The following is an 11,660-nucleotide window of genomic DNA, read 5'->3' on the forward strand; positions in this document are numbered from 1 at the left end:
GGTTCTCTACGGAGCGGCCCAGGTGGCTGGCGGCTGCGCCGATAGCAACGATGGGATTCCCTTCGCGAATCCCTAAAGGCGCTGCGCGCCTTTTATAAACCGCTGCGCGGTTTATGGGAATTCACGCTCCGCGTGAATTGGATTTCCGCTGCGCGGTAATCCTGGGGCGCCTCTCCGCTGCGCTCTGTGGCGGGGCGTCCGCTGCGCTCCAGCCCACCGGCTCCGCCGGGCTGGCTGCGGGAGGGGCTGGTGGTGCGTCAGGTGCGGGCCTGTGTAGGGCTTGGGTCTGCGGCCCATCACTCCGGGGGGCGCGGGCCCAACTGGCGGGCTACCGGGAGGGTGTGGGGCCAGGCTGTCGGGGCGGTGGGCCGGGAGGACCGGAGTGAGGGTGCTTCAGCTCGGGGCCGGGGTGAACTCTGGGACCAGCCCATTCCCCCGCTGTATCAGGTTGATGCACATGTATCTTTGGCGGAATCGGGCCACACTTCCTGACGGGCTATCACTTTCGGTGCATCATCTTGATGGGATGTGTAGTGACTGGGAATCCTGGCCACCTGCACGTACCCATCCGGAGCGTCTCTGTGTGCGGGTGGAACACGATCCGACCGGCACGGGTTCGGCTGCGCGCGCTTCGGCCGGCCCTTGGGTGGATCTGCCTTGACGCCGGGCTCTCAAAAGTCGGGTGAGACATTTTTTTCCGGTTTCCACCCCATAAACAAGGCAAGGACCAGCGGCGGTCGAACGGGGCTTGCGGAGCTTGGGCGGCACGGTCGCATGGTGCTGCTCGACACCCGCCGATCCTCCGGGCTGGCCTGGTCCGTGGCGGGGACTGTCGCCCTCCTGACCGGCGTCAGCATCAGTGCCCCGGTGGCGGTCCTGTCCACCGTCCGCCCCACCCACCCAGGGGGTGAAGCGCACCCGCGCTCCTCCCCCGAAGGAAGGAACCTCCCGTCGTGTCCCACCTCCTGGCCCTCGTCGTCCTCCTCGCCGCCCTCGTCGTCCTGATGCTCCTGGGCGCCATCGGCTACCTCGTCCACCGTCACCCCTCCCTCGCCGTGCCCCTGGGCGCAGTCGTGGGCGTAGCGGCCCTCCTCGCGGCCTGCCTGGCCGTCATCGTCACCCTGTGACCCTGGGCCTCCTCCGGCCGCTCCGCGAGCCCCGCGCCGGGGTGGAGCGGCCGGAGCGCCCCCACGGGGGAGGATGGGCCCATGAGCACGCGTCCCGTGCTGAACCAGCGCGAGGCCGCTACGGCGTGCGGCGTCTGCCGCACGACCGTCCGCCGGCGCCGTGAGGCGGGCGACCTGCCCGGCGCGGTCCAGGACCCGCAGCGCGGGTGACTGATCCCCGTCGAAGACCTCCTCGCGGCGGGATTCCGGCTCAACGCCCCCGCCGGACCGGACCCCGAACACGGCCGCCAGCTCGCCGAGGCCGAAGCGCAGCAGTTGTGTGCGCGGCTCGGCGCGCGCGGAGCACATCGCCGATCTCCAGCGGGCGCTGACGGCGGGCCAGAAGCGGGCGGTGCTCCTGGCCCGCCGTCACCGGACAGGCGCAGCGGGCCGGAACCGGGACCGCACTGGTGCCTCCGCCTACTCCGGTTCCGTCCCCGGCTCCGTTTCCGGTCGAGGAGACGACGGAGCGGCGCCGGTGGTGGCGTACCTGAGTGCGGAGCGGTAGCGGAGACCCGGGCGAGGGGCATGGGGGTCAGGCTTCGGTGGCTGGCGCCGAGTTGGGAGGATGCGGTGACGGGATGCGGGAGGGTGGTCTGAATCACACGCGTCGTTTCGTTGCCAGCTCGGGGAGTTCGCCCTGATCAGAGGGATGCCACACGAGCCACAGCCTTGGATTCCAAGAAAAGCTCCCCCCTTAGGCATCGAAGCAGCCACCGTATAGACGGGAACACCCGGGAAAGCAAGGTACGCTGACGCAAGGGAAGCCACCGCCGGACCTCATGGCTGGTACCTGCAAGGTCTGGCGGTGGCTCTCCTGTAGTGCGTCGTTCTCCAGGTAAGGGAAGAAGACATGGTCAATACTACAGATTCCGTCGGCCGTCCGGGTCCTGCCCGTCACAGCCGGCGGCGGATCAAGACGCTGCTCTGGCGGGCGGCACTGGGCGCTTCGTACACGGGCGGCGGCCTCGGGCTCACGCTCGTGGTGAAGTGGCTGCTCGGCCTCTGACCGAGATTGGCACCACAGCAGTAGGAGGGCTCGGCCATACGGCGACCAGGTCCTCGGGCAGCGGCGCGTCGCGGCGGTGCAGCGTCCGCACGAGCATCGGGCCGATGAACAGGTCGTCCATCAGCTCCACGTCGAGGTCGTCCCGCAGCTCGCCCGCGTCGACGGCCCGGCGGACCGCGTCGACCATCGCGGTCCGGCGCGGTGCGATGACGGTGTTCTGGTACTCGGTCCAGAGCCTGGGGTGGCTCTTCATCTGGACGATCACGTTGTGCAGCAGGACCGAGGAGCGCTGCGCGAGCCCCCGGGTGCGCTGGGACTCCATGAGCACGCGCAGATCGGCGAGCCCGGCGGTGCCTGAGATGACGGGGTCCTGCTCTTCCATGTCGCGCAGGACGTCGAGGAAGAGTTCTTCCTTGCCGTCCCAGCGGCGGTAGATGGTGGCCTTGCCGACCTTGGCGGTACGGGCGATGCGTTCGATGGAGAGTCCGGCGAGCGGTTCGCCGGCCTCCAGGAGGGAGATGACGGCGTCCAGGATGGCCCGTTCGGCGGCGGCGCTGCGGGGGCGGCCCGGGCCCCGGTCGTGCTCGTGTGCCCGCGCGTGCTCCGGTTCCCGCGCCGGGACCTGTTCGGGGCCTTGCCCGGGGCCCTGCGGCGGACCCGGTACCGGGCTCTGCCCGGAGCCCTGCTCCGGGCCCTGCCCGTGTTGCTGATGCCGCACCTGATTCCGCCTCTCCTCGCCCGTGGGACCGCTGCGCCAATTCTCGCCGACCGGAACCCGGCCTTCCCGCCGGGCTCGGCGTGGCCCCGGGCCCACGGGGCCACGCGAAGGCCCGGGCCCCCGGACGTACGCCGTGGGGGCCCGGGCCGGTTCGCGGGGGTCAGCCCTGTCGGCCCTGTTCGGCCGGGACGGGCGCGGGCTGCTCGGGGGCCTGCGGCCGGGGACCGGCGGCGGGCTTTCCGGGCAGGAAGAGCGCGACGACCACGGCGCCGACCAGAGCGATGGCTGCGGAGCCGAGAGCGGCGACGTGCATGGCACCGATAAAGGCGTCGGAGGCCGCCACCGCGAGCGGCTTGCCGGCCGGGCCGAGCTTCGCGGCGACGCCGAGCGTGGCCTCGATCGACTCCCCGGCGGCGTCCCGGGCTCCGGCCGGTACGGCCGAGAGGTGGCCCTCGATGTCACCCCGGTAGACGGTGGAGAGCACCGAGCCGAGCACGGCGATGCCGAGCGCCCCGCCGACCTGGCGGAAGGTGTTGTTGATGGCGGAACCGGCACCGGCCTTCTCGCGGGGCAGCGCCTGCATGATGGCGACGGTGACGGGCGGCATGATGTGCGCCATTCCGGCGCCCTGGACGAAGAAGACCACGCACAGCAGCCAGACGGGCGTGTCGGCGTCGAAGGTCGCGAAGGCGGCGAGCCCCGCGGCGACCAGGATCAGGCCGACGGTGCAGACCGCGCGGACCCCGAAGCGCTGGACGACGATCCGGGCGCGCGGCGAGAAGATCATCTGCGCGGCGGCGAGCGGCAGGACCAGCAGTCCGGACTGGAGCGCGGTGTAGCCGCGCACGCTCTGGAGGTAGAACGCGGAGAAGAAGGTGACGCCCATCAGCGCGAAGAAGACCAGCGCGATGGCGGTGACGGCGGCGGAGAACGCCGGCTTCTTGAAGTGGGAGACGTCGAGCGCGGGGTGCTGGACGCGCTTCTCGTACAGGACGAAGGCGATCAGGACCACCAGGCCGCCGAGGACCGGGGCGAGCACGGTGAGGTCGGTGAAGTCGGCGAGTTCGCCGCCCCGGATGATGCCGTAGACGAGCAGGACGAGGCCCACGACGGACAGGACGACGCCCACCGGGTCGAGCTTGCCGGGCTTGGGGTCGCGCGAGTCCGGTACGAGGATCACCATCGCGACCAGGGCGACGAGGCCCACGGGCACGTTGACGAGGAAGATGGAGCCCCACCAGAAGTGCTCCAGGAGGAGACCGCCGGTGATCGGGCCGATGGCGATGCCCAGGCCGACGCCGCCGGCCCAGATGCCGATGGCCTTGGGCTGCTCGGCGGGCTCGAAGACGTTCATCAGGATGGCGAGGGTGGCCGGCATCACGAAGGCGGCGCCGAGGCCCATGACCGCACGCCAGGAGATGAGCTGGCCGGGCGAGTCGGAGAAGGCGGCGAGCGCGGAGCCCACGACGAAGACGGAGATGCCGAAGAGCAGCACCCGCTTGCGGCCGAGGCGGTCACCGAGGAGCCCCGCCGTGAAGAGCAGACCGGCGAAGACGAGCGTGTAGGAGTTGATCGCCCACTCCAGCTCGCTCTGGGTGGCACCGATTCCGTCCGGTGCGGGACTGGCGATCGTCTTGACCGCGACGTTGAGGATCGAGTTGTCCAGCACCACGATGAGCAGGCTGAGCATGAGCACGGCGAGAACGGCCCAACGGCGGCGGTGGACCGCCTCCGGGACACGGGACACGGCGACGGGCGCGCCGGACGGTATGGACATGGTGAAGAGCGTAGCCGTGTTTCGATACGAGACCGTCTCGTATTGTAAAGTTTTTACCCTTCCCGCCCCGCCTCCCGCCCGTCCGCGCACCTCCCACGCCCCCCCGCCCGGCGATCCGGCGGAAGGCGACTCGCGGGCCCACTTCCCGCGCACCACCGGAGGATGCCACCATGGAAGGGATCCGGGGACGCCGTCAGGGCGCCTCGAGATGACGAAGGAGCCGTTGGCCATGTCGCTCAACGCTGCGCAGAATCAGTCTGCCCCCGCCGGGCCCTCCCCCTCCGACAGCGGCAAGGCGCTGTACGGAGGCAAGAGCACCCGCCGCATCACCGTCCACGACATCGCCGCCGCCACCGCGCGCGGTGAGAAGTGGCCCATGCTGACCGCCTACGACGCGATGACCGCGTCCGTCTTCGACGAGGCCGGCATCCCGGTCCTGCTCGTCGGCGACTCCATGGGGAACTGCCACCTCGGCTACGAGACCACCGTGCCCGTCACGATGGACGAGATCACCATCCTGTCGGCCGCCGTCGTACGGGGCACCAAGCGCGCCCTGGTCGTCGGCGACCTGCCCTTCGGTTCGTACCAGGAGGGCCCCGTCCAGGCGCTCCGCAACGCCACCCGGCTGATCAAGGAGGCCGGGGTCGGCGCCGTGAAGCTGGAGGGCGGCGAGCGCAGCCTCGACCAGATCCGGCTGCTGGTCGAGTCCGGCATCCCGGTCATGGCCCACATCGGCCTCACCCCGCAGTCGGTCAACGCCATGGGGTACCGGGTCCAGGGGCGCGGCGAGGAGGGCGCGCACCAGTTGCTGCGGGACGCCAAGGCCGTACAGGACGCGGGAGCGTTCGCCGTCGTCCTGGAGCTGGTGCCGGCCGAGCTGGCCGCCGAGGTCACCCGCACCCTGCACATCCCGACCGTCGGGATCGGCGCCGGTCCGGACACGGACGCCCAGGTGCTCGTCTACACCGACATGGTGGGACTGACCGGCGGCAAGGTACCGCGCTTCACCAAGCAGTACGCGAACCTGCGTCAGGTCATGGGTGACGCGGCGAAGGAGTTCGCGGGCGAAGTCGTCGGCGGCACGTTCCCGGCGCCGGAGCACACCTTCCACTGACGGCCCGGGCGGCCCACGCCGCCCCCCACCGGCCCCGCGGGTCCCACCTGCCGTGCCGGTCACACAGCCACCTCCGGCACCACCGTCAGCCCGCCGACATCCCCCATCGGCGGGCTGACGCATGCCTGTCGGCGGATTGGTACTCGCCTGTAGGCGATATATCGGCGAACTGTCGGCCGCGTCTGGTCCCATGGTGGACATGACGCGAAACGACATGAACCCCGGGCGCGGAATCGCCATCGAAGTACGGGGGCTGGTGAAGCACTACGGCACCACCAAGGCACTGGACGGTGTCGACCTCGACGTGCGCGAGGGCACCGTGCTCGGTGTTCTCGGCCCGAACGGCGCGGGCAAGACGACGCTCGTACGCGCCCTCTCCACGCTCATCGTGCCCGACGCGGGCCACGCGATCGTGGCCGGCTACGACGTGGTCAAGCAGCCCCGGCAGTTGCGCCGCACCATCGGCCTGACCGGCCAGTACGCCTCCGTCGACGAGAAGCTCTCCGGCTGGGAGAACCTCTACATGATCGGCCGGCTCCTCGACCTGCCCCGCAAGGAGGCCCGCAGCCGCGCCGACGAGCTGCTGGAGCGTTTCTCGCTCACCGAGGCGGCCCGCCGCCCCGCGATGGACTACTCGGGCGGTATGCGCCGCCGGCTCGACCTGGCCGCCTCCATGATCGGCCGCCCCGCGGTCCTCTACTTGGACGAGCCGACCACGGGCCTCGACCCGCGCACCCGCAACGAGGTCTGGGACGAGGTGCAGCGGATGGTCGCCGAGGGGGCGACCGTGCTGCTCACCACGCAGTACATGGAGGAGGCCGAGCAGCTCGCCAGCGAGCTGACGGTGATCGACAAGGGCCGCATCATCGCGCGCGGCGGTGTCGACGAGCTGAAGGCGAAGGTCGGCGGCCGCACTCTCCAGATCCGCCCGTCCGACCCGGCCGACCTGCCCGCGATGGCGCGCGCCCTGCACGAGGCGGGGCTCGACGGGGTCTCCGGCGCGCAGGCCGTCCCGGACGAGGGCCTGCTGTACGTACCGATCCTGAGCGACCAGCAGCTGACGGCCGTCATCGGCCTGCTGGGAACGCGCGGCTTCTCGCTCGCGCACGTCGCCACCGCCCTGCCCAGCCTGGACGAGGTCTTCCTCGCCATCACCGGCGGCAAGACCTCGGCCGCCGCCGCTCCGACCGACGAGGAGGTCGCCGCATGAGTACGACGACGCTGACGAAGTCCCCCACCGACCAGGTGCCGGTCCGGCCCGTGAGCGACGAGGGGAAGATCGGGCTGCGCGCCAACCTGCGCCACATCGGGGCGCTGACCCGGCGCAACCTGCTCCAGATCAAAAAAGACCCCGAGTCGATGTTCGACGCGCTCCTGATGCCGGTCATCTTCACGCTGCTGTTCACGTACGTCTTCGGCGGCTCGGTCGGCGGCTCGCTCGGCGGCGGGCGGGAGGAGTACCTCAACTACCTGATCCCCGGCCTGATGGCCATGATGGGGATGAACATCGCCTCCGCCGTGGGCACCGGTGTCAACGACGACTTCCGCAAGGGCGTCATGGACCGGTTCCGCACGATGCCGATCGCCCGGTCCTCGGTGCTGATCGCGAAGATCGTGGTGGAGCTGGGCCGGATGATGGTCGCCACCGTCATCCTGCTGGTGATGGGTTTCGCGCTCGGCATGGAGATCCAGACCTCGTTCCTCGGTCTGCTCGAAGCCGTCGCGCTCTCGGCGGTGTTCGGTGCCGCCATCATGTGGATCTTCATCCTGCTCGGGCTGGCCATGAAGACGGCCCAGGCGGTCCAGGCGACAGGAATGCTGGTGCTGATGCCCCTGCAGTTCGGTTCCTCCATCTTCGCGCCGACCCAGACGATGCCGGGCTGGCTCCAGACGTTCACCGAGTACAACCCGCTGTCGAACCTCGCCGACGCGGCGCGCGGTCTGATGATGGGCGGCCCGATCGCCCACTCGGTCTGGGTGACTCTCGCCTGGGCCGGCATCATCACCGTCGTGATGGCACCGCTGGCGGTCGCCAAGTTCCGCAAGGCCAGCTGACGGCCCCGCCCCCGCGTTTCGCCGTCCGTCCCGGAATCGGGCGGACGGCGGACGCGCGGGTCCGGTCGCGGCTCCGTGCACGCCGCACCGGACGCCCAACTCGGCCCGTGGGTCACGGGCTTGCGCACCCGCGTGCGAGCAAGCCCCCGCGGGGGGTGCGGCGGGGCGGCTCAGGCCACCGCGACGGCCTCGATCTCGATGAGCATGCCGGGGTCGGACAGGGCACTGACCTCGGCCAGGAGGCTGGCAGGACGGCAGCGGACCGCGGCGAGTTCGTCCATGAGGACCGTGTAGTTGGCCTTGCAGTCGGCCAGGTCGGTGGTGAAGACGCGAATCTGCACGACGTCCGCCATCGTCATCCCCGCATCGGCGACGGTCTGCCCGAGCCGTCGCAGGGTGAGCCTCATCTGCCCGGCCATGTCCCCCTCGCAGGCGATGGCGCCCTCGTCGTCGCGGGCCTCGTGCCCGGAGACGAAGAGCCAGCTTCGGGGAGAGTCGACCCGGACCGCACGGTTGTACATCAGCCTCTCGCCCGCCATGCGTGGACCGATCTCGTGAACGCCCATGTCTCCCGCCCTTCCGGTCGAATCGCGGGAACAGGCAATCACCTGGACCGCGACACCCTCCGGACCCGCCCGGAACGGGCGTGTCGCTCCGATGTCCCGCCGCCACCTCGTGAGGGGGCGGCCTTCACCGGTTGTGCGCGGACGCCAGGGCGGTGGCCTCCGCCAGGGAGAGGTCACCGCCTTCCGCGTACGCCGCTTCGAAGGCCGCGTCCCCGATCACCGCGCGCGCCGCTCTCTCGGCACTGGCCAGGTTCTGCCGCTCCACCCGGGTGTACACGTGGAGGGGGGAGAGGCGGGCGGCCTGCGTGCCGAGCACCCGGGCGGCGTCCCTGGCGCTCTCCCCGCCGCCGAGCCCCGCCAGCGCCCAGGCCGCCGTCACGAGGTGGATGGAGGTCATCTGGGGTGCGACCATCTGCGCCAGCCGGTCGTTGGCGCGTTCCACCGCCTTGATCGCACGGTCCAGGGCCTGCGCGTACAGCCCTTCCTCGTTGTCGAGCCACGCCACCACCCCCATGACGAAGCCCTCGAAGATGGCCAGCGTCTGCCCGTTGAACTCCGCCGCCAGCAACTCCATCTGGGCACGCGCCTCAGTGATCCGCCCGGTACGGCCGAGCAGCATGCCCAGGTGCATCCGGGCGAAGGGCGTCGCCTCGTGGCCGGAGCTCGTCCGGTCCATGCCGATGACGTCGCGGAGGATGGCCTCCGCCTCCTCGGTCCGGTCCGTCTCGGCGAGGATGTTCGCGTACCGGGTGCGCAACACGGCGACCTGCGACTGCGCACCGAGCTGTTCGGCGTACTCCATGGCGGCAAGGTAGTCCTCGGCGGCCTCCTGGTACTTGCCCGCCTGCTCGTTGGCCTCGCCGCGCGAGGCCAGTGCCTCGGCGGAACCCCAGGCGTCTTGCAGCCGGGTGAAGATCTCCAGGCTCTCGTCCGCGTCCACCCGGGCGTCCTGGGTCGACTCGGCCTGGTTGGCGAGCAGGTTGGCCCGCATCTGGAGCGCCGACCCCAACTCCCATTCGTAGCCGTACCGCCGGCAGGTGCGCACGGTCTCGTCCATCACTTCGTACAGCTCGTTCCTCTCGCCGGTGAGGATGACGGCGAAGACCCAGAGCGATCCGGGCGAACGGCAGGTCTGCGGTTGGCCGGGCTGGTAGGTGCGGGCGATGATCCGGAGGCGCTCCATGCTCTCCTCGGTCATCCACAGATCCATCTCGTGGTCCATGTTGGCGATCTGGATGAGCCGCACCCCGCGTCGCGCCTCCATGAGCTGGTCGGGCTCCATGGGCGGCGGCTTGTCCGTGCACCGCTCGTGCAGCGGGGGCGCGGGCACTCCCGGCGGGGCGAACGGGTCGGGGCCGAGCGCCGCCGCCGTGTCGGCCCATTGGCGGGCCTCGTCACGCAGGTCGCGCAGCATCCAGTACGGGCCCATGGACAGGATGATGCAGAGGCACTCGTGCTCGTCCTCCAACGCCGCCGCGTGACGGAAGGCGGTGCGCAGGTTCTCGTACTCGCGCCGGAACAGCTCAAGGGCGGCCCGCTGCCCGGGGCCGCGCAGCCGGGGCCCGGCGGTACGGGCCAATTCGCGGTAGTGCACGAGGTGGCACCGGTCGACGGCGGCGCGCTCGCCCGCCTCGTCCAGACGCTCGGAGGCGTACTCCCCGACGGTCTCCAGCAGCCGGTAGCGCATCTCGCCCTCGCCCGACTCCTCGGCGACGACGAGGGACTTGTCGACGAGCGAGCCGAGGAGGACGGCGACGTCGCGGACGTCCACCGCCTCCTCGTCCCCGGTGATCCCGGCGTACGTGCCGGGGAAGTCGCCCACGCTCAGGGAGCAGACGGCCTCGGCCGCCGCGAGGGAGCAGCCGCCCGCGAAGACCGACATCCGCCGCAGGACGGCGCGTTCGGCGGCGTCCAGCAGATCCCAGGACCAGTCCACGACCGCCCGGAGCGTCTGTTGGCGGGGCAACAGGGTCCGGCTGCCGCTGGAGAGCAGCCGGAAGCGGTCGTCGAGCCGGTCGGCGATCTGCCGGGGGCTGAGCATCCGCAGCCGTGCGGCGGCGAGTTCGATGGCGAGGGGCAGTCCGTCGAGGCGGCGGCAGATCTCGACGCTGGCCGCGGCCGTCGCCGGGTCCGCGTCGCTCCGGAAGCCGGGCCGGGCCGCCTGACCGCGCTCCCCGAAGAGGCGGAGCGCCGTGGGGTCCGGCAGCGGTTCGACCGGGCGGACGAACTCGCCGGGTACGCCCAGGGGTTCGCGGCTCGTCGCGAGGACGGTGACACCCGGGCAGCGGGCGAGGAGGTGGTCGGCGAGCGCGGCTGCGGCGCCGACGACGTGCTCGCAGTTGTCGAGCAGCAGGAGCATCCGGCGGCGGGCGCAGTGCTCGGTGAGGCGTACGAGGGGGCTCGCGGTGCCTCCCTCGGCGACGCGCATCTCCTCGGCACCGGCGCCGCGCAGCACGGTCTCCCGGGCGTCGAGCGCGGAGAGCACCGCTTCGGGAACGGCCTCGGGGCTGTCCACGGGGGCGAGTTCGGCCATCCACACGCCGTCCGGCCAGTTGCCGGCGACGGTCTCGGCGGCCTCCTGCGAGAGCCGGGTCTTGCCCGCGCCGCCGGGGCCGAGGAGCGTCACCAGCCGGGACCGGTCGAGGTCCTCGCGCAGTGCGGCGATGTCCGCCTCGCGGCCGACGAAACTGGTGAGCCGGGCCCGGAGGTTGCCGGACGGCATGCGCAGCGGCGGCAGGGCCGGGGTGTGGGGGGTACGGACATCCGGGACGCCGCTCGCGGGAGTCCGCAGGTCGGGGCCGAGCGGGCGCGCCGGGGCGTCGGGACCCTCACCGGCCGGCTCCGGGCGGGCCGCTCCCGGTACCGGACGGGCCGGCGGGGCACTGCCATGGTGCAGCAACTCTGCGTGCAGCGACCGCAGTTCGGCGCCCGGGTCGGTACCGAGCCGGGCGGCGAGCAGGGTGCGCACCTCCTCGTACGCGGCGAGGGCCTGGGCGGTGCGGCCCGCGTGGTGCAGGGCGCGGATGCGGAGCGCCTGGAGCGGTTCGTCGAGCGGGTGGTCGGCGCAGAGCGCGACCAGTTCGGGCAGCGCCTCCTCGGCGCGGCCGAGCGCGCCCGGCCGTCTGCGATCCCCTCGACGGCCGCACGAGCGTAGGCGACGATCGGCTCCGGCAGTCGCGCAGGTGGGACCCTGCGCGGCCTGCCACCTCGTCCCGCATGCGCTCGATCTCTTCCGGTTTCAGTGCCTCGACCTCG

Annotated in this window: 9 protein-coding genes and 1 pseudogene; 6 read left to right on the top strand and 4 right to left on the bottom strand. The window is 71.5% G+C overall.

What is annotated here, in order from left to right:
- Nucleotides 1-953 precede the first annotated feature (953 nt).
- From ACWD3D_RS25100 to ACWD3D_RS25110, 3 genes are all read left to right on the top strand, one after another.
- On the top strand, nt 954-1,127 hold the full coding sequence (locus ACWD3D_RS25100; RefSeq protein WP_451463056.1) for a hypothetical protein: 174 nt from the start codon (nt 954-956) through the stop codon (nt 1,125-1,127).
- Nucleotides 1,128-1,208: 81 nt separating this feature from the next.
- The gene (locus ACWD3D_RS25105; RefSeq protein ID WP_451463057.1) at nt 1,209-1,337 is read left to right on the top strand and encodes a hypothetical protein; all 129 of its coding nucleotides are present in this window, start codon (nt 1,209-1,211) and stop codon (nt 1,335-1,337) included.
- 682 nt (nt 1,338-2,019) lie between these two features.
- Complete coding sequence (locus ACWD3D_RS25110; RefSeq protein WP_451463058.1) at nt 2,020-2,175, top strand: hypothetical protein; 156 nt, start codon at nt 2,020-2,022, stop codon at nt 2,173-2,175.
- Here the strand turns inward: ACWD3D_RS25110 and ACWD3D_RS25115 are convergent.
- Together ACWD3D_RS25115 and ACWD3D_RS25120 are read right to left on the bottom strand one after the other, a co-directional pair.
- Nucleotides 2,141-2,893, bottom strand: coding sequence for a TetR/AcrR family transcriptional regulator (locus ACWD3D_RS25115; protein ID WP_451463059.1), 753 nt, complete (start codon nt 2,891-2,893; stop codon nt 2,141-2,143). The two genes, ACWD3D_RS25110 and ACWD3D_RS25115, sit on opposite strands and share 35 nt — an antisense overlap.
- Nucleotides 2,894-3,053: 160 nt before the next feature.
- The gene (locus ACWD3D_RS25120; protein ID WP_451463060.1) at nt 3,054-4,670 is read right to left on the bottom strand and encodes an MFS transporter; all 1,617 of its coding nucleotides are present in this window, start codon (nt 4,668-4,670) and stop codon (nt 3,054-3,056) included.
- 229 nt (nt 4,671-4,899) lie between these two features.
- Here ACWD3D_RS25120 and panB point away from each other — a divergent pair, with 229 nt between their 5' ends.
- The 3 genes from panB (at nt 4,900) to ACWD3D_RS25135 (ending at nt 7,839) form a co-directional block, all read left to right on the top strand.
- Nucleotides 4,900-5,784 (top strand): 3-methyl-2-oxobutanoate hydroxymethyltransferase, encoded by an 885-nt coding sequence (gene panB, locus ACWD3D_RS25125; protein WP_451463061.1) that lies wholly within the window; start codon nt 4,900-4,902, stop codon nt 5,782-5,784.
- A gap of 190 nt (nt 5,785-5,974) precedes the next feature.
- Nucleotides 5,975-6,994: an ATP-binding cassette domain-containing protein gene (locus ACWD3D_RS25130; protein ID WP_451463062.1), complete on the top strand. Its 1,020-nt coding sequence runs from the start codon at nt 5,975-5,977 to the stop codon at nt 6,992-6,994.
- Nucleotides 6,991-7,839, top strand: a complete 849-nt coding sequence (locus tag ACWD3D_RS25135) for an ABC transporter permease (RefSeq protein ID WP_451463063.1) — start codon at nt 6,991-6,993, stop codon at nt 7,837-7,839. The genes ACWD3D_RS25130 and ACWD3D_RS25135 overlap by 4 nt, the downstream gene beginning before the upstream one ends.
- A 170-nt stretch (nt 7,840-8,009) precedes the next feature.
- Here ACWD3D_RS25135 and ACWD3D_RS25140 read toward each other — a convergent pair whose 3' ends face one another.
- The gene (locus ACWD3D_RS25140; protein ID WP_451463064.1) at nt 8,010-8,405 is read right to left on the bottom strand and encodes a Rid family hydrolase; all 396 of its coding nucleotides are present in this window, start codon (nt 8,403-8,405) and stop codon (nt 8,010-8,012) included.
- A 124-nt stretch (nt 8,406-8,529) separates the two neighbouring features.
- Nucleotides 8,530-11,544 (bottom strand): annotated as a pseudogene (locus ACWD3D_RS25145) (ATP-binding protein); the annotation flags it as partial.
- Nucleotides 11,545-11,660 lie beyond the last annotated feature (116 nt).

The sequence above is a fragment of the Streptomyces sp. NPDC002690 genome, from assembly GCF_053592415.1.